Genomic DNA, 17,078 nt, shown 5'->3' with positions numbered 1-17,078 from the left:
AACAAGATGATTATTATGACCACCAATTTCGGTGACATCGAGATTGAACTGAACCTAGAACGAGCGCCAGTTAGCTCAAAGAACTTCAAAAAATACTGTGAAGATGGCTTCTACAACGACACCATTTTCCACCGCGTTATCGACGGCTTTATGATTCAAGGTGGCGGTCATACCGAAGACATGGCAGAAAAGCAAACGCGCGGACCAATCGCGAACGAAGCAAACCGTGGTCTAAAGAACCTTGTTGGCACTATCGCAATGGCGCGTACCGATGCTCCGCACTCTGCAACGGCACAGTTCTTCATTAACTTGGAAGACAATGATTTCCTAGACCACACCGCAACCACCAACCTAGGCTGGGGCTACGCCGTGTTTGGTAAAGTGACTGCGGGTATGGATGTCGTAAACCGCATCGCGAAAGTGAAAACGACCTCTAAACTTGGCCACGATGATGTGCCTTGCGATCCAATCATTATCGAGAAAGTGACGATCAGCGAATAAGCTCATTCATCTCTTCGGAGAAATCGTCGCTATAAAACGACAAAAGCGCCTAACATCTTATGACCTAGGCGCTTTTTGTTGCTGAAAAAATGAGCAGCGAGTTTACAGTGTAAAGAGTGAGCAGTTCTAGCGATTACATCCCTTTGAACAAACTTTGAGATGCACGGCTCACAGCGAGCTTAGTTTCTCCAACGTGAACAAACATTCTGCCAGCAAAGTCTTTGTTTACTTTGCTAATTTTGCACACTTGCACCACGCTTGAACGGTGCACTTGCCAGAACTGTTCTGGGTTAAGCTGCCCTATCAACTCTTTCAACGATGTACGAATCAAATACTCCTGCACTTTGCCTTGTCCTTGTTGGGCATACACAGAAACGTATTTTTCTTCCGCTTTGAAATACAACACATCAGACGTGGCGATCAGATGAATATCTTCCCCTTGCGTCGCTTTAATCCACTGAAGGTATTGCGGCGTTTGTGGCGCGGATAATTGCTGCAACTGCTCTAATAGGCTGCTCATCTGCACATTACTGCTTTCTTGCTCTCGCTTAGCAAGGCGTGCTTTCACTCTTTCACACGTCGTCAGGAGGCGCTCATCCGAGATAGGCTTGAGCAAATAATCGGCGGCATTTTGTTCAAAGGCTTTGATGGCGTAATCATCGTACGCGGTGACAAACACAATCAAAGGTGGATTGGCGAGTTGATTGAGTTTTTGCGCTAATGTCATGCCATCCAAAACTGGCATACGAATATCGAGAAACGCAATATCAGGTTGACTTTGCTCAATGGCTTGCAACGCTTGTTCACCATCGGCGACTTTGGCTATCACCTCTAGCTCTGGCCACACTTCAGCTAGGCTTTTATCAAGATGACGCCTCAATAACGGTTCATCATCAGCAATAATGGCAGTAAACCCTGTATTCATTCCTTTCTTCCTTGATTACGATTCCATTGGCCAGCGCAAGCGAACACAAACGCCACCCTGAGCAGACTCACTGATAGAAACCTCTCCTTGCCCTGCGAACAAAGCTTCAACTCGCTGCTTGAGATTACTTAAACCGACGCCAGAGCCCATGTGCCCACTCACGTGATTCAAGCCAACACCCGTGTCTCTGACTTCAATCTTCAAGTTCTGTTGTTCGCGCTTAATGAGCAAGCTGACTTCGCCACCTTCTCGCTTCGGTTCAATACCATGGATGATGGCGTTTTCGATTAAAGGTTGGAGCATCATCGGCGGTAACTCGGTTCTGCCTAGTCCCTCTTCCACCTCAATCTTGTAGCTGAGTCGGTCACCTAAACGGGTTTGCTGAATGCCTAAATAAGCCTCAAGTAACGCCGTTTCATTGTCTATGGTGGTGTGTTCTTCGCGTGAGCTTTTTAGCGTTGCTCGCAGCAGTGCGGTTAACTGTTCTAGCATCAGCTTGGCTTTATCAACATCTTGCGACATGAGCGCGCTGATATTCGCCAAAGTATTGAATAAGAAATGCGGTTCAATCTGGCTTTGCATCTGCTTAAGCTGACTCAGCAACAGCGCACGATCTTGCTCTGCTTTCTCGCGTTTGATGGCTTCCAACTCTCGCTGAGCGATCGCATGTTGCTCGCGTGAGTAGAAATAGAAAAAGCACATGGCACTGAATAACAATCCCATGAGACCAACCGACAGCATACTTGAGACACCGAAGTATTCCCCAAGCCAAAGCTGAGCGTTCACCACACCAAACAATAAGCATGCCGTCAGCGAGATAGCCACTTCAGCTAAACGAGGAATGGTAGGAAACAAGCGGTCGACAAGCCATGAGAAGAAGATAGCCGAATAGCCAAATCCAAAACTCACCATAACATGAACGTAAAATGAGCCGCCCCAAACAGAAAGCGTCATTGCTGCGATAAAGAGACAAAATGCCGTGGTCACTAATAAGCTACGCGACCATCCACTTTTCACCACTGATTTTGCTGAACACATTTAGAATTTCCCTTTGATGTTAAATACAATCATATGCTTATCATTGATTTGTGCGTAAGCAGATTGGTCGTCTCCGGTTAAAAAGCGTGCGGCAACTTCCACTTCTACACTTTGATCGCCAGTATCAATCCATTGGTAGTTAAGCCACTGCGTGACAATCACACCACCATCTTGTGGCGCCAACATCACATCCAACGTAGGGGTTACATCACTTAGCCAGCCCATATCCCCTTTGCCGTTCCATGCAGCCCATGCTTCCACATCCCAACTCCAGTGCAGCATTACGTTATGCTGAACGATATTGGCATGCTGAAACCCTTGGGCGTAGCTTGTCGCAAGTAGAGCGCTGCTAGCCAACAGAGAGTTGTTAGGTTCAGGGAGCTGAGAGAGTAATTCGCCACGCTCTATTGCTTGCTGCCATTCGCTTTTCGACCATGCACGACTGTCGTACCAATATTCAGCGATCACGTTGTGTCCAGCTTGGTTTGCCCAGTTCACCCCAACTAAAGCTTGGAATGCGCTTCCCTGCTCCTCAACTGAAACGGGTTGGTAAAGATCATCCTGCTGAAACTGATAGCCGACACTTTGCTTTTGCCACAGCATGGAACCGTGCATGGCGATGGATTCATCCCACACGGCAATGGCACTGGCTCCGAGTAAACCTCGGCGCACATCATCGTAATAACCAATAAGTTGATACTCGGTGTCTCCCACCAGCGCATAACGACGAATACCAACACCTTGTTGCTCTGCGGCTTGATCAAGTGCACTTTGGTCTTGTTGCCCCCAGCTTGAATCGGTCGCAATGACGGTCCATTCGCCGTCCATATCATAGTGTGAAAGTGAAAACACGCCCGCCCCCTCTTCTGCGACTAAGCCAACCGGGTTTTGTCGATAAGGCTTAAACAGGTCCAAAGGTCGGTAGCCATAACCCACGCCCCAATCCACGCGCAACTTACCCAAACTCACATCAAGTGTAGTGTCACCGACTTGCCACTCTCCTAGCCAAGCAAGCTCTCGAATCAGTAGTTGGTTATCAGCTTCACTCAACCACTCACTCTCTCCTTGTTGGTTGAGGTACAACCCTTGGCTGTACAGAGCAAACAAGCCACTGAAGTTTTGATAATTCACCTGCACATCCAACAGTGCATTCAGTGAATCACGAGAACTGCCCTGCGCCTGCATAAATGCGCTGTCACGCTGCTTGGCAGTTTCGTAACTGACAGCCCAATCCCACTCAAAACTCAGCTCATCATTGGCAAAAACTGGGGCTGCTGCGCCCACACACAACGACGCAGCAATCAACAAACTGGTGCTTTTGTTAAGGTTAGGCTGGTGCGATTTCATGTGACTTCCTTGCTCGTTTTCATGGTTCTATTTATGGAGTTCAGGCTAAAGCTGAGTCGTATTGGCTTTCGGCAAATAGCTTGGGTTGTAGAACTTGTTGTCCAGCAGCCAAGGCACGATCTCTTGATACTCGATAACGGTCTTTTTGCTCGGCTGAATGCTATCAAGCAAGGTCATCTCACTGACGTAGTCTTCACCGTTGTCAGTTGCACGCCCATATTGCGCTTGCTTGGCGAGTTTGCCAGAGCGCAAGTAAAGATCAGCTTTGATTGGAAACGCATCTTGCTCAGACAACCACAAGTCGATCTTCTGATAGCTCGCCCCTTTGGTTTTCGCGGTTAACGCAAGGTGATAAGCCGCGACACTTTCTCCGTTCACCGAAACAGTTTCTGTCGCTCTCCATTCACCTTGATAATCTTGGCTCCACGTCAAGGTTGAGATGTCGCCGATAGACGCTTCACCAAGCAGCTTCTGCATTGGCGTAATGCGAATCGGACGGCGGCTCTTTGGCATTTGTAGCCAATAGTTGTCGCCCATCATCAACATCTTTTGCCCGGCTTCGACTGCCGATTTGAACACCACCAGCGATTCACGATTTGGGCGCGTGTACACGTGGTAAAGGCGGGTTTTATCTAGTTCTTGGTCTTGATATAAGCGCACCAATGACACCACTTTGGAGGAATCATCTTGCAAGCGGTAGCTGTCAGCTTTTTCAATCAATTGCGCGACTTGCTGTGCATCTAGCGCTGTTTCATTCGCACTGGCATTCATGCTTGCAACGCCGCTTGCCGTCAGCAATGCAATTGGTAATAGTGATTTGAAATTAAACATAAATCAGAGCCTCCGTAATTGGCTTGTTCACCCCTTTGCGTGCCGAGAAAAATGCCGCAACCAAACAAATCATCAATACTGCGAGTCCAGCTATAGCCACCAGCTCCCAAGAGAAGTAAATCGTTAATGGGTAACCTTCTGTGCGTCCTGGCGGTGGCGGCATTTGCACATCCACGACCATCAGTAAGACGGTGACTAGCGCCGTAAACAAAGCACCGATTAAGCTGCCAATCACGGCAAGTAACCCTGCTTCGCGCAAGAACCCAGCAATAATTTCGCGAGGGTAGCTACCAAGTGCTGACAAGGTGCCAATTTCACGGGTGCGTTCCGTTACCGACATGGTCATGGTGTTAAACAGCGCGACAAATACCACCAGTGCCATTACTGCACCCATGATGCCGAAGATACGGTCGTACAAATCTTTCACTTTGAGATAGAAGAACGCGCGTTCTTGCCAAGGCGTAATCTCAATATCTTGATCACCAAAGTTCTGCTTTTGCTTACTCAGAACCGAAGCCACTTGTTGCTCGACTTGGTTAGTTAAACTGGTGTCGAACAGGAAGACAGATAACGCACTGACTTTGTCTGAACCGAGCAGCGATTGCGCGCTGTTGATGTGCACGTACAGCTGGCGTTTATCAAGCTCTGGTACGCCTGTTGAATAGATGCCACGTACTTTGAAGTCATACGCGTTCAACGCACCGTCGGTTGTGGTCGCCAGCAAAGTGATCCAATCACCAACGTGCACGCTTAGGTTGTTCGCTAAATCAATGCCAAGCATCACTTCTGGCTCTGCTGGGTCATAACGCGATGCATGAATGTTGGACAGCGTCTGCCCTTCGCGCACATCCAAAAACGGCCCTTTCATATCGAATTCGCGCTCGTTCACGCCAATGCCGATAAAGATCGACGACTTGTTGCCGTTGGAAATCAAACCACTGAACTCAACTCGAGGCTGCACACCTCGCACTTCATTCAACCCAATCAATTGCTTGGTGATGTCGTCCGCATGAGTTAACCCATTACTCAGCGGCATCTCTTCTTCTTTGGCGAAGTAACCCGGTGTGGTTAACGTCAGATGCCCCGTGTCACGTGCTGTCGATTCTTTCAAACTGTCGTAGGTGTAAAGACCAAAACCACCCGCACTGGTTAACGCAAACACGGCAATGGCGATGATCAGCATCGACAACAAACTGCGGCGGCGATTACGTTGCAGGTTCAACCAAGCAAGGCGAACGGAAACTGGAATTAGCTTGCCCATGAAACCTCCTCCACACTTGCGTGCGTTTGGGTAATCTTGCCGTCCACCAACTCAATGGTGCGGTCACAACGGGATGCCATGCGAGGGTCGTGAGTGGCGACGATAAAAGTGGTGCCAAGCTCGTGTCCGAGCCCTTTCATAATGTCGATGACCTTATTGGCAGTTTGGCTATCAAGACTTGCGGTTGGCTCATCAGCAATCACCAATGCTGGTTTGTGCACTAAGGCGCGTGCAATTGCCACACGCTGCTGCTGGCCGCCAGACAGGTTATCGGGCATGTGATGAATAAACTCACTCAAGCCAACGTGTTCTAGCATTTGTGTGGCGAGCTCGGTTTGTTCTGCTTTTGAAAAACCATTGAGGTGTAGCGGATAAGCCACGTTCTCTAACGCTGTCATCACGGGGACAAGATTGAATTTTTGGAACACAAAGCCAAGCTTTTCACGGCGCATTTTCGCAGCTTGCATTTGTCCGGTTGGATATGGGCTGCCTGCAAATGTCACCTGACCTTGGTATTGAGTATCCAGCATGCCAAGCACATTAAGTAAGGTGCTTTTGCCTGAGCCCGACGGTCCACACAATGCCACCATTTCGCCGGCAAATACTTCACCAGACACGTCTCGCAATGCACGCACGGTTTGGCTGCCAAGGGCGTAATCGCGACTAAGTTGATTAAAAACGATCATGACGCCTCCCTAATATTTCGCTAGCAACGCTTTCGCGGTTTGCGTTTCTAGATTGCTGTCGCCCAATTGCTCCATTTGCGCTAACCATGTTTTGGCTTGTTGGACATCTTCAGCGCGTAGTGCTGCTTCAATGGCGTAGCGATAAATCCACGAAGTAGCCGCGAAAGGTTGTTGGCTAAAACTCGGTTCATCGAGCAATGAAAGGTACAGCTCGTAGCCACGCTCAAAGTGATTGAACATATCAGGTAGAGAGGTAAACGTAGTGGCTGCCATGGCGGTGGCTAATTGGTATTCCGGCAAACCTTGTAAGCGTTGTTGCTCTTGCAGTGGTACTGGCTGATTCGCCATTAAATCCAAACCTTTTTGGATTGTCGCAAGACCGCGCTCGGTGAACTTCATCTTGTTCCAAGGCATAAACGCCTCACGACCTTGCAACGTCTCAGCACTGCCCAAGTAAACCAAGGTCACCGGCGTTGCGCCCTGCTCTTCGAGTTGTTTGGATAGTTCGCCATAAACAGTATCAACTAAGCCAGAGTCACCCTGCGCCGCTTGGTTGAATTGACTGAGTGTGCGCTCGCTTGGGTTAGCCAGAGCCAGATTGCTGCTAAGTGCAAATGCGGCGATAAACGTACTTGCCAGTTTAAGAGCTTTGATTGAGCGAGATTGAGAAACCATCATGTACTGTCCTTAGTTGAACGTGATTTGATGGTTTCAGATTAAGGGAGAAGGTCGCACGCTGCTTTTGCATGCGACCAATGGCAGTTATGCAGAGTGAATGGTATTGAGAGAGGATGAATGACATTCACTTAAACAGAAAATACAATTCCGCTCATTCGTAACTCTACATTTTTACGGCAGTCACAATAAAAACACTGGCTTAAAATCTGAGGCTAGTGTATTTATCCATCCCACAGCTACCCATAACAGACAGTGTCGCACTCTCCTTTCTTACACACCTTTGCATGGTGTCTGTTGTTTCGAAATCGAGATTCTTAGCATCGGAATAGTTTGAACTCTTCGAGTTTTAGTTGTTTTCGCACTCAAAATAGGTGCGTTATTAGGTCGTTGAAAATGAATAAGCGTTATTTCCCAAGAGTTGATTTGCCACTGCTAATGGCGATCATTCCGATCATGCTGTTAAGTTCGCTCACTCTCTGGAGTGCCAGTAGCTTTAATGAGGCGATGCTCTTCAAACATTTGGCGCGCTGCGGACTGACATTAGTTTGTATCTTGGTCATGTCCTCGATTCCAGCGTCCAGCTATCAGCGCTCAGCTCCATATCTCTACATTATTGCGGTTGCTCTGCTACTTGCTGTCGCTTTATTTGGTGATAGCACCAATGGCTCTCAACGTTGGCTCGATATCGGCTTCTTCCGCTTTCAACCGTCTGAGCTAATCAAACTTTCCATTCCAATCATGATCGCCTGGATGCTGCATATTGAAGGAGGTCGACCAGACAGTCGGAAAATTGCATTTTGCTTACTTATTACAATGATTCCTGCCGGGTTAATCGCGCTACAACCGGATTTAGACGGTGCAGTTTTTACCATCATTTATGCATTGTTCGTTTTGTTTTTGGCTGGCATGAGCTGGAAAATAATCTGCGGGTTTATTGCGAGCATTTTAACGTTAGCACCTATTTTATGGTTCTTCGTTATGGAAACCTATCAAAAGAGCCGTGTAACACAGTTCTTGCACCCAGAGTCCGATCCACTGGGTTCGGGCTACCAAATCATCCAATCTTTGATTGCGATTGGCTCAGGCGGTATGAAAGGCAAAGGTTGGATGAATGCAACGCAGGGAACACTTGGGTTTATTCCAGAAAGTCATACGGACTTTATTTTTTCGACCTATGCAGAAGAATGGGGCTTTGTTGGCAGTTTAGTCTTACTCGCATTGTACTTGTTTATCACTGCACGCGTTATGTTGCTTGCATGTCAGTCTGACCACTTTTTTAGTCGGCTGGTAAGTGGCGCATTAGCGATGAGCTTTTTTCTGTATGCTTTTATCAATACGGGCATGGTTAGCGGCTTGTTGCCAGTAATGGGTAGCCCACTTCCCTTCTTTAGCTATGGCGGCACGGCGATGCTAACTCAAGGTATCTGTTTTGGTGTAATCATGTCGCTGTGTTATTCCAAATATCGTAACGCATAGCTCTGCTTGAGAAAGCAAGCAAAAAAGGCTTCCCTAAGGAAGCCTTTTTACAACGATATGAGCGAATTAATTACAGCTCTGCGTTGTGGTAAACCTGCTGAACATCATCACAGTCATCTAGAAGATCTAGGAATTTCTGGAACTTCTCAGCATCTTCACCCGATACAGGCGTATGAGTTTGAGGAACGAATGTGATTTCTTCAACATCGATCGTTAGATCTGGAAATGCACCGTTAAGCGCAGTTTTTGTTTTGAAGAATTCTGTGTGAGGTGCGAATACAGTGATAACACCGTCTTCTAGCTCAACGTCAGTAACGTCTACGTCTTCCATCATTAGCGTTTCTAGGATGATTTCATCATCGTCGCCTTTGAACTGGAATACCGCTTGGTGATCGAACATGTGAGAAACCGAGCCCTCAACACCAATTTTCGCACCGACTTTCACAAAGCATTGGCGTACATCTTGGAAAGTACGGTTGCCGTTGTCTGTTAGACAGTCAACGATAACGCTAGTACCGCCAGGGCCGAAGCCTTCGTAACGCGCTGGAGTGTAGTCTTCACCACCGCCACCGTTCGCTTTGTCGATCGCTTTATCGATAACGTGCGCAGGAACTTGGTCTTTTTTCGCTTTTGCGATCAGGTGTTTCAAAGACAAGTTCATGTCTGGATCACCACCACCGTTTTTCGCGCACATGTAAATTTCTTTACCGTATTTGGAATAAACTTTAATTTTCGCGCCTGCAGTTTTCGCCATAGAGGCTTTGCGCACTTCAAAACTTCTTCCCATCGGGATGTCTCTCTAAATTCAAATTTAATGCGAAGGATTTTAGCAAAAAGCGAAACCTTTTCAATTTCGCTTAGCAAAGGAATAGGGAGGTTACCTCATTCGTCGCATTGGATTGAACCATTGCCACGGTTCGCGTTAAGCGACACCCATTACTCGTTTGTACTTTTCGACCGATTGCTGAAAAAACGCCTTTTCATCAGCATCGTTAATCTTGGACAACTGTTCTTCTATTGCTTCAGGACCAGATTTGGCCTCTCTGAGCTTCCAAACCAAAAACGACGCCTGCTTATCCAGTTCGATTTTGTTTTTTTCGTCAGGCGGCAATAGGGATAGATTAAACGACATTCACAGCCTCAAGGTACTTTAAATACTAGCCGGGCACTATATCACACAGAGTTACAATTACAGAATAGAAACGCACTTAACTTGATCGATTTCAAGTTAACTATTTAGGCACAGCGCTGATTTTCAGTGCTTTTGGTAAATGCTGTTCGAATATTTGTTGTAATCGAGTCTTGGTAACGGGTTTAGCCACGAACTCGTTCATCCCAACATCGAAGCAATGTTGCTGATCCTCTTTAATGACATTGGCACTTAGCGCAATAATTGGAACGTGTTTCCCCCACTCTCCCATTTTTCGAATTCGCTCCGTAGCAATAAACCCATCCATCACAGGCATTTGGCAGTCCATAAAAATCAAATCGAAAGGCTGCTGATCACACAGCTGCAATGCTTCTTCGCCATGGTTGGCGACACTCACTCGCACACCCAGTTTTTCTAACATGATGCGAACTACCTTCTGATTGACGATGGTATCTTCAACAACCAATACCCAAGGTTTATCGTTATCTTGAGGGCTGACTTCGTTGTCTTCCGCTTTCCGGAAATCTAATACATTAAGTTGGTCGGTATAGGTCGATTGCGCATTTATTACAGCAACAGGAATCGAAAATTCAAAACAGCTTCCCAGCCCAAGCTCACTTGTTAGTTGTATTTCCCCTCCCATCAAGTTAACCAACTGTGCAGCTATCGCCAAACCAAGCCCTGTCCCACCATACTTTCTGGTGGTACTACCATCAGCTTGTTGGAAGCGTTCGAAGATTGCTTGTTGGTGCTCTTTCGCAATACCAATACCAGAATCCACAACTCGAAACCGGATATGAGCGGTCTCTCCATCAAGTCGAGATAACGCTACAAGAAGCTTCACATGGCCGCGCTCGGTAAATTTAATCGCGTTGCTCAACAAATTGTTCAGAACTTGTTTCAATCGTGTGGCATCACCTTGCACTTCCATTGGCAAGTGGGGATCAATATCGCTGAGCAGCTGTAAGTTTTTCTGCTTGGCTTTGACACTATGTAAACTGATGACATCGTCAAGTAGCTCGCGAAGCTCATAGCTCGTGTATTCCAGCTCTACTTTGCCAGCTTCAACTTTAGAGAAGTCCAAAATGTCGTCGATGATCGTCATTAGTGAGTGAGAAGAACTGTCAATGATCTCTACAAACTCTTTTTGCTGGGGATCGAGGTCGGTGTCATTGAGCAACGACGACACACCAATAATGCCATTCATCGGTGTGCGGATCTCATGACTCATAGTGGCAAGAAACTCACTTTTCTTACGATTAGCGACTTCTGCCCTATCGCGTTCAGCCTCTAACTCAGTCTGGTGCTCTTTCACTTTCTCAACACTTCGGTTGTATTTCTCTGCCAAAACACTCACTTCATCAAAGCACCATCGTTTAGGGAGAGTCACTTTACTCGGCACTGTACCGCCACGAAAATCGCTCACCGCACCAGACAGCAATTGTAACGGATTGACCAACAAGCGAAACGCCACCCAAAGAACACCAATGATGAGGACAAGAATTTTGATCGCTTCTGTCGTAAGTAGAAAAAAGAACTGCTGCCAAAGATCTTCATATATCGCGCTAAGATCCGATTGAACCGTTAATATCGCGAGATCATACGTTTTATCGCCGACCCGATACTGCATCGGCCAGCTTCTCTCGACAACATCCTCAGAAAGCGCCGAACCTAATTCAATGATAACTTCGTCTTCACTAGCAATACGTAAGTAGTCCACCGAGGGCATACGCATTGCACCTTGAGCTTGTGTCAGCAACAGCTCCCTATCCTCTACCCACAAACTCGCAGAAAAACTCGATAAATAGCTAGACTCAACCTGCTTTAATTCAACATCTAAATGGGCTAAATCTTCGTGAAAAACTCGATATAAGCTCACTGTAGAAATGATGACCGTAAAGATTAAACTCAACGTTAATACCGCCAACATAAGTTGGTTGCCGATACTAAAACGACGTTGAGATCGCTCTTTTTCATCCATATGAAACCGCTCCGATAAACTTGCGCTACTCTAAATATAGCTACGCACAAATAATAATCGAGGATACGATGAAAAGACTTCTACTTAGATTGGCTGTTAGCTTAATTGTTGTAAGTTCTCATGTGACCGCAAATCAAGTGAACTATTACGTCATTGCTGAACAAGCTCGACCATTTCAAATTGAACAACAGGGACAAATGCACTCCGGAATTGTGACCGATATCGTCAGCGCTATCTTCGCGGAGTCGGATTACCAAGTGAATTATCATACTTATCCATTTAAACGTATGATTTCCATATTGGAAGAAGGCGCTGAGCCAAACTGGTTAACTTATGGCAGCCCGAACTGGGGCAAGGTGCAATCGGAAAATTTATCTGAGGAGCCCATTTACACTGTAAAACATGTACTGGTGTCGAGTAGCGAGAAGCCTTTAGAATTCAAAAATATGGATACGATGCATGGTCGTTCTATTGTATTACTGCTGGGGTTTGATTATCCAAATTTAACACCGTTCTTTGAAAATGGCAGTGTCAATGAAATGCGCGTGAAAGACTACAACGCCGCATACCGAGTGATAAGCCGAACCCCTGGAGATACAGCTTTTGTCGAGATGGAATCCCGAGTCCTTTACAACTTAAAGCGACTCAATTTGCCGTTAGAGAATTTTCAGATACAGCCTTTCAGCTCGGTTATTCCTGACTACTCAATCTACCTGGCTTTTTCACCTCAAATGCAACCAGAAACTCAAAATTACATCAATACACGACTCGTTGAATTAAAAGCCTCAGGGGAAATTGATGAAATCATTCAAAAGTATCAATGAATCAACTCATTAACAAAAACGCCAACGATGATACGTTGGCGTTTTTGTTTCTGTAAAATCTGTAGCACTTACTTAGTGTGGTTAACAAACTTAGGATCAAACATGTGCCCCAATTTACTCGCCTTGGTTTGCAGGTAATGTTGATTACTTGGGTTATTCCCTTCTTGTAATGGCACTCGTTCAATGACGTTAATATCAACCGCTTTTAAGGCGGCGAGCTTGCGTGGGTTATTCGTCATTAGACGCACAGCGTCAATCCCCAAATGCTCTAGCATTCCTTTACAGAACGCGTAATCACGCATATCAGCGGCAAAACCTAAACGTTCATTTGCTTCCACGGTATCTGCGCCATCATCTTGTAAGTGATAGGCACGAATTTTATTAATCAAGCCGATTCCACGTCCTTCTTGACGTAAATAAAGCAGCACGCCACATCCCTCTTTGACGATGTTTTGTAGCGCTCTATTAAGCTGAAAACCACAGTCACAACGCGTGCTAAATAGAGCATCTCCGGTAAGACACTCCGAATGCAACCGAATAAGTGGTGCTGCACTTTTTGTTGGCTCGCCATAGACCAGAGCAAGATGCTCTTTATTTGTCGCGGCTTCAATAAAGCCGTACATCATAAATGTGCCCCACTGGGTGGGCAATTTGGCTTTATCGATAAACTTCACGAGATTGTAAGGCTCAACATGTCTCAGCTCTGCCCGCACATTCATCAGAATCTCTCCTAGATGATTTTCTCCTTTACCATCTCCCCCGTCTCCCCAAAAGGCATCTTTATGAGAATGCTCTGTTAGGCAAGCGTTACCCGTTCTCATTAATTGCTGCGCTAATGGTGGATTTTGTAGAAACTTTTCCCTAACGATGAAAGCCATAACAGCCAACTTTATATCGTCCCAATCGCTTCTGACAAAGTGTTCGTATTTACGGCTTAAAGCAAACGCTTCATCAGGGGTGCTTGCGTGCTGAATTTTACTTTGCAACTGAGCATCGAGAAACTTTTGGGCTTGGTAATAATGTTCGCTGGTGGGCCAAGTTTGGGAGGAGATATTGACTGGGGCATGGCAAAAATTTGAGAGAAAACCGTGGGGCTCATCGGGCTCATAAAAAAGGATTTGATCAACCATACTTGCGCTCCTTGCTTTGTGGTTGCGATAATCAACAAAAAGCATATCGCTACTGATATATCTAGTAACACAAGGTCAGATTGTCAAACTTCTTCGGGACGGGACGTGAGTGTGAAACTCGTGCTTTTGAGGCGCAAGACAGATAAATGGAGGTTTTGAATAAGAGAGTAATAGAGTGAAAAAATAAAAAGGGCAGTCCGTCGACTACCCTATGGGTTGCTAAACCAACCTGAGGCGATCAGTGTATCAAGCCAAGCTCCCTTGCTTCTTCAATGGTCAACCCACTTTCACGGATCTCACGTAACGCTTCAATGCGTCTTCTGGCTTCTGCTGATTTCACTGTTTTCTCTGGCTTCACAACGGTTTCCTCATCAGGTAATTCCCATTTGTGAGCGATGTTGGTCATCTCGTCATGGTCGATAGAATTAATGGACATATTTCCTCCGAACACACCATGTTTTCGATGCGTAATCTATAGCAAAACCGGAACAAGGTGGTAAGAAAAACTGTAGGGAAATGTGACCCCTCCCGCCCTTTCGTTAACTCCTTAATAGATTCATCATTTAAGTTTTGCCAAGGGACAAATTTACGATTAAATTTGAGTAATTCCCCCTACGAAAAGTGTGCTGATCTAGCTCTCAATTCTGCTCTTCTTTAGTTTTATCAACGACGCATTACACCACTTCCTGTTTCACCTAACTTTCGAGTCACTTCACTGATTCATAGCTTGATACTTTCTAAAAACCGCCACACCTGATAATGATAATAATTATCTTTTAGATTGATAAGGTGTTTATATGGATGGTATTAACTTAAGTCATGCATACCACAATGACCCGGTCATCCAGATCCGAGATTTGTGCGTCGATTACATCACTGATAATGGTGATTTTAATGCGGTAAAGTCCGTCAGCTTTGATATCGGCAAAGGCGAAGTATTTGGTCTTGCCGGTGAATCTGGATGTGGTAAAAGCACAATCGCATTCTCAATAAATCGTCTTCATAAGCCGCCAGCGTTCATTTCTGGCGGTAAAATATGGTTTGATGGCAAAGATATCCTTAGTATCTCAGACTCTGAACTGACCGCTCTAAGGTGGAGTGAAATCGCCATGGTGTTCCAGAGCGCGATGAACTCACTCAACCCTGTCTTAACGATACAAGAGCAATTTGCAGATGTGTTACGACACCATCAAGGCCTCACTAACGCTCAAGCAAAAGATAGAGCAGAAAAGTTGTTGGACTTGGTCAATATTCCTCGAGAACGCTTAGCAGAATATCCTCATCAATTTTCAGGAGGAATGCGTCAGCGCTTGGTGATAGCCATTGCTTTGTCTCTAAATCCAAAACTGATCATTATGGATGAACCCACAACAGCATTAGATGTAGTGGTACAGAGAGAAATTTTACAGCAAATTTATCAGCTTAGAGATGAGTTCGGTTTTTCAGTCCTCTTTATCACTCATGACCTGGCACTCATGAGCCAACTATGTGATCGAATTGCAATCATGCGTCACGGAGAAATCGTCGAAGTCAATCGAGCATACGATATACGCAATCATCCTCAACACCCCTACACGCAAAAGCTATGGGCTTCTTTCCCAAACATCCATGACGTCCACAAACAACCAGAGTTACAAGGAGCGTAACCATGAGCCAGCCTATCATCCAAATGAAAAATGTGATTAAAGAATTCAAAGTGGGCGGTGGTTTAGCGAAAGAGGAAACCTTTCGTGCGCTTCAAGGAGTGACTTTTGATCTGTACGCAGGAAAAACCTTGGCTTTGGTTGGAGAGTCAGGCTGCGGTAAGAGTACTTGCGCTCGTTTAATAACCAAAGTCTATCCTGCAACGGAAGGCGAGATCCTTTTCAATGGCACTGACATAAATGAGATCACGTCACGATCGGCTCTACAAGAATATCGCAGTAAAGTACAAATGGTGTTTCAAGATCCGTTTGGCTCTCTCAATCCAACTCATACCATTCGCCATCACCTAACACGTCCTTTGAAAATTCATAAACAAGTCAAAAACGAGCGCGACATCCCAGCCCGCTTGGAAGAGCTTCTAAAGCTGGTGGAACTACCTGAAGAGACATTGAATAAGTTCCCTCACGAACTCAGTGGTGGGCAACGTCAGCGAGTAAACTTAGCAAGGGCTTTAGCGGTAGGTTCGCAAATCATTCTTGCGGATGAGCCTACGTCTATGCTGGATGTTTCTATTCGCTTGGGAGTGTTGAATTTAATGCAACGAATGAAGCAAGAGCTGGGAATTGGTTTTTTATACATCACTCATGATCTGGCGACTGCGCACTACATCGCGGAAGAAACCGCAGTAATGTACAAAGGGCAAATCGTTGAATGGGGCGACACGCATTCAATACTTAAGAATCCGCAGCATCCTTATACTAAGCTGTTGATTTCTGCCGTTCCTGATCCTGACTTACCTTTTGGTAACTTAGTGAAAAATGAGCCAAACTATTCGATAGATGCCGATGAAATTCGTCAACGTAGCAGCATAATTGTCGACGAATTTGATCAAATAGGGCCAAATCACTATGTAAAACAATGGACTGAGGCAGCGTAATGGATTTGAGTACTTGGCAAGATCAAATCGCCATGTGGTACGAACAGCGGAAACATGATCAAGTAGAAAAATTGGAAACGATCTTATATCAGGTGCCTGATGACGTGTTTGGACCCGAATTGAGTGATCTTCAAAGTAAAGCGATTGCTTGCTGGTTGGATGGATGTTTACGCGTGTTTCAACATGCAAGGTACCAAGACCCTCAGAAAGCATATCAAACTTTGCTTTATACGAGTGCAAAGCTTGAACAAGCAGCATGCCAAGTCTCGACTGATATTCTGATCAAAGATTGGTGTTTGAGACGACTTCAGCACCTCACCGTTGTGGCGTTAGAGTTTTGTAATCAGCAGTGTGATCAAAACAAGTGGCAGGAACAAGCCCATAGCTTAATCGAATCACATGTTGCGTTGATGCGTTCATTACATTGGAATGAACCCAAGAAGCATGATCAAGGTTTACCTCATTAGTCCGGAAAAATGATCAAGGCTTAATTAGCGGAATTTTAGGCAAAAAAAAAGCGAGTTTCCTGAGGAGAAACTCGCGAAGTCTATTCAGAATGAATGTAACAATATGAGCCAATCTATTAATCATCAGAAAGGACAAAAGGTTGTCTATTCGGGATAAATAGTAGTATTAGGCTTGGCTTCTAATGTCAGTGGTTTGTAAGAG

The 17,078-nt window shown here is 45.7% G+C and carries 18 protein-coding genes; 6 read left to right on the top strand and 12 right to left on the bottom strand.

Translation table 11 applies throughout. The annotated features are described in order from the left end of the window. The first annotated feature begins 6 nt into the window (after positions 1–6). The gene (locus R7E38_RS01665; RefSeq protein WP_170897403.1) at positions 7–501 is read left to right on the top strand and encodes a peptidylprolyl isomerase; all 495 of its coding nucleotides are present in this window, start codon (positions 7–9) and stop codon (positions 499–501) included. Positions 502–634: 133 nt separating this feature from the next. On the opposite strand, the gene R7E38_RS01660 is transcribed toward R7E38_RS01665, so the two are convergent. Genes R7E38_RS01660 through R7E38_RS01630 form a run of 7 tightly spaced genes read right to left on the bottom strand, consistent with a single transcriptional unit; the run spans position 635 to position 7,267 of the window. Further along, positions 635–1,426 (bottom strand): LytR/AlgR family response regulator transcription factor, encoded by a 792-nt coding sequence (locus R7E38_RS01660; RefSeq protein ID WP_041059366.1) that lies wholly within the window; start codon positions 1,424–1,426, stop codon positions 635–637. Between the two features lie 15 nt (positions 1,427–1,441). Further along, positions 1,442–2,464, bottom strand: a complete 1,023-nt coding sequence (locus R7E38_RS01655; RefSeq protein ID WP_226082683.1) for a sensor histidine kinase — start codon at positions 2,462–2,464, stop codon at positions 1,442–1,444. After that, a complete protein-coding gene (locus R7E38_RS01650) occupies positions 2,465–3,811 on the bottom strand; it encodes a hypothetical protein (protein WP_206949186.1) in 1,347 nt (448 codons plus the stop codon). Positions 3,812–3,856: 45 nt separating this feature from the next. Beyond that, a complete protein-coding gene (locus R7E38_RS01645; protein ID WP_226082684.1) occupies positions 3,857–4,642 on the bottom strand; it encodes an outer membrane lipoprotein-sorting protein in 786 nt (261 codons plus the stop codon). Further along, positions 4,635–5,903, bottom strand: a complete 1,269-nt coding sequence (locus tag R7E38_RS01640; protein WP_206949185.1) for an ABC transporter permease — start codon at positions 5,901–5,903, stop codon at positions 4,635–4,637. The genes R7E38_RS01645 and R7E38_RS01640 overlap by 8 nt, the downstream gene beginning before the upstream one ends. Beyond that, positions 5,891–6,589, bottom strand: coding sequence for an ABC transporter ATP-binding protein (locus tag R7E38_RS01635; protein WP_213907518.1), 699 nt, complete (start codon positions 6,587–6,589; stop codon positions 5,891–5,893). Before R7E38_RS01635 ends, R7E38_RS01640 begins: the two co-directional genes overlap by 13 nt. Positions 6,590–6,598: 9 nt before the next feature. Continuing rightward, complete coding sequence (locus R7E38_RS01630) at positions 6,599–7,267, bottom strand: hypothetical protein (RefSeq protein WP_017189795.1); 669 nt, start codon at positions 7,265–7,267, stop codon at positions 6,599–6,601. Positions 7,268–7,660: 393 nt separating this feature from the next. Between R7E38_RS01630 and rodA the strand changes: the two genes are divergently transcribed. Further along, complete coding sequence (gene rodA / locus R7E38_RS01625; RefSeq protein WP_065275570.1) at positions 7,661–8,743, top strand: rod shape-determining protein RodA; 1,083 nt, start codon at positions 7,661–7,663, stop codon at positions 8,741–8,743. A 70-nt stretch (positions 8,744–8,813) separates the two neighbouring features. Here rodA and R7E38_RS01620 read toward each other — a convergent pair whose 3' ends face one another. The 3 genes from R7E38_RS01620 to R7E38_RS01610 all read right to left on the bottom strand — a co-directional run bounded on the left by R7E38_RS01620 (position 8,814) and on the right by R7E38_RS01610 (position 11,874). Then, positions 8,814–9,530: a YebC/PmpR family DNA-binding transcriptional regulator gene (locus tag R7E38_RS01620; RefSeq protein ID WP_005374482.1), complete on the bottom strand. Its 717-nt coding sequence runs from the start codon at positions 9,528–9,530 to the stop codon at positions 8,814–8,816. 135 nt (positions 9,531–9,665) lie between these two features. After that, complete coding sequence (locus R7E38_RS01615; protein ID WP_005374484.1) at positions 9,666–9,875, bottom strand: DUF3283 family protein; 210 nt, start codon at positions 9,873–9,875, stop codon at positions 9,666–9,668. Positions 9,876–9,975: 100 nt separating this feature from the next. Further along, positions 9,976–11,874 (bottom strand): hybrid sensor histidine kinase/response regulator, encoded by a 1,899-nt coding sequence (locus R7E38_RS01610; protein ID WP_064354436.1) that lies wholly within the window; start codon positions 11,872–11,874, stop codon positions 9,976–9,978. A gap of 68 nt (positions 11,875–11,942) precedes the next feature. On the opposite strand from R7E38_RS01610, the gene R7E38_RS01605 reads away from it, so the two are divergent. Next, entirely contained in the window at positions 11,943–12,698 is a 756-nt protein-coding gene (locus R7E38_RS01605) for a substrate-binding periplasmic protein (RefSeq protein ID WP_064354435.1), read from the top strand. Positions 12,699–12,766: 68 nt separating this feature from the next. Here R7E38_RS01605 and ribA read toward each other — a convergent pair whose 3' ends face one another. Further along, on the bottom strand, positions 12,767–13,828 hold the full coding sequence (ribA, locus tag R7E38_RS01600) for a GTP cyclohydrolase II (protein ID WP_017635221.1): 1,062 nt from the start codon (positions 13,826–13,828) through the stop codon (positions 12,767–12,769). 238 nt (positions 13,829–14,066) lie between these two features. Further along, the gene (locus R7E38_RS01595; protein ID WP_005374493.1) at positions 14,067–14,264 is read right to left on the bottom strand and encodes a PA3496 family putative envelope integrity protein; all 198 of its coding nucleotides are present in this window, start codon (positions 14,262–14,264) and stop codon (positions 14,067–14,069) included. A 361-nt stretch (positions 14,265–14,625) separates the two neighbouring features. Between R7E38_RS01595 and R7E38_RS01590 the strand changes: the two genes are divergently transcribed. From R7E38_RS01590 to R7E38_RS01580, 3 genes are read left to right on the top strand one after another with little or no spacing between them, the layout of a single operon-like run. After that, the gene (locus tag R7E38_RS01590) at positions 14,626–15,474 is read left to right on the top strand and encodes an ABC transporter ATP-binding protein (RefSeq protein WP_005374497.1); all 849 of its coding nucleotides are present in this window, start codon (positions 14,626–14,628) and stop codon (positions 15,472–15,474) included. Positions 15,475–15,476: 2 nt separating this feature from the next. Further along, positions 15,477–16,409 (top strand): ATP-binding cassette domain-containing protein, encoded by a 933-nt coding sequence (locus tag R7E38_RS01585; RefSeq protein WP_017821873.1) that lies wholly within the window; start codon positions 15,477–15,479, stop codon positions 16,407–16,409. Next, the gene (locus R7E38_RS01580) at positions 16,409–16,876 is read left to right on the top strand and encodes a hypothetical protein (RefSeq protein ID WP_005374501.1); all 468 of its coding nucleotides are present in this window, start codon (positions 16,409–16,411) and stop codon (positions 16,874–16,876) included. Before R7E38_RS01585 ends, R7E38_RS01580 begins: the two co-directional genes overlap by 1 nt. The last annotated feature ends 202 nt before the right edge of the window (positions 16,877–17,078 follow it).

It is taken from the genome of Vibrio sp. Vb2131 (assembly GCF_033338535.1).
Classification (GTDB): Bacteria; Pseudomonadota; Gammaproteobacteria; order Enterobacterales; family Vibrionaceae; genus Vibrio; species Vibrio alginolyticus.
The sequence above is the reverse complement of the archived record's forward strand: the minus strand, read 5'-3'. Positions and strand labels throughout refer to the sequence as shown.

Excerpts from the sequence above, each read along its gene's own strand:
- R7E38_RS01665 (WP_170897403.1), top strand. The coding sequence starts at position 7 with ATGATTATTATGACCACCAATTTCGGTGACATCGAGATTGAACTGAAC.
- R7E38_RS01660 (WP_041059366.1), bottom strand. The coding sequence starts at position 1,426 with ATGAATACAGGGTTTACTGCCATTATTGCTGATGATGAACCGTTATTG.
- R7E38_RS01655 (WP_226082683.1), bottom strand. The coding sequence starts at position 2,464 with ATGTGTTCAGCAAAATCAGTGGTGAAAAGTGGATGGTCGCGTAGCTTA.
- R7E38_RS01650 (WP_206949186.1), bottom strand. The coding sequence starts at position 3,811 with ATGAAATCGCACCAGCCTAACCTTAACAAAAGCACCAGTTTGTTGATT.
- R7E38_RS01645 (WP_226082684.1), bottom strand. The coding sequence starts at position 4,642 with ATGTTTAATTTCAAATCACTATTACCAATTGCATTGCTGACGGCAAGC.
- R7E38_RS01640 (WP_206949185.1), bottom strand. The coding sequence starts at position 5,903 with ATGGGCAAGCTAATTCCAGTTTCCGTTCGCCTTGCTTGGTTGAACCTG.
- R7E38_RS01635 (WP_213907518.1), bottom strand. The coding sequence starts at position 6,589 with ATGATCGTTTTTAATCAACTTAGTCGCGATTACGCCCTTGGCAGCCAA.
- R7E38_RS01630 (WP_017189795.1), bottom strand. The coding sequence starts at position 7,267 with ATGATGGTTTCTCAATCTCGCTCAATCAAAGCTCTTAAACTGGCAAGT.
- rodA (WP_065275570.1), top strand. The coding sequence starts at position 7,661 with ATGAATAAGCGTTATTTCCCAAGAGTTGATTTGCCACTGCTAATGGCG.
- R7E38_RS01620 (WP_005374482.1), bottom strand. The coding sequence starts at position 9,530 with ATGGGAAGAAGTTTTGAAGTGCGCAAAGCCTCTATGGCGAAAACTGCA.
- R7E38_RS01615 (WP_005374484.1), bottom strand. The coding sequence starts at position 9,875 with ATGTCGTTTAATCTATCCCTATTGCCGCCTGACGAAAAAAACAAAATC.
- R7E38_RS01610 (WP_064354436.1), bottom strand. The coding sequence starts at position 11,874 with ATGGATGAAAAAGAGCGATCTCAACGTCGTTTTAGTATCGGCAACCAA.
- R7E38_RS01605 (WP_064354435.1), top strand. The coding sequence starts at position 11,943 with ATGAAAAGACTTCTACTTAGATTGGCTGTTAGCTTAATTGTTGTAAGT.
- ribA (WP_017635221.1), bottom strand. The coding sequence starts at position 13,828 with ATGGTTGATCAAATCCTTTTTTATGAGCCCGATGAGCCCCACGGTTTT.
- R7E38_RS01595 (WP_005374493.1), bottom strand. The coding sequence starts at position 14,264 with ATGTCCATTAATTCTATCGACCATGACGAGATGACCAACATCGCTCAC.
- R7E38_RS01590 (WP_005374497.1), top strand. The coding sequence starts at position 14,626 with ATGGATGGTATTAACTTAAGTCATGCATACCACAATGACCCGGTCATC.
- R7E38_RS01585 (WP_017821873.1), top strand. The coding sequence starts at position 15,477 with ATGAGCCAGCCTATCATCCAAATGAAAAATGTGATTAAAGAATTCAAA.
- R7E38_RS01580 (WP_005374501.1), top strand. The coding sequence starts at position 16,409 with ATGGATTTGAGTACTTGGCAAGATCAAATCGCCATGTGGTACGAACAG.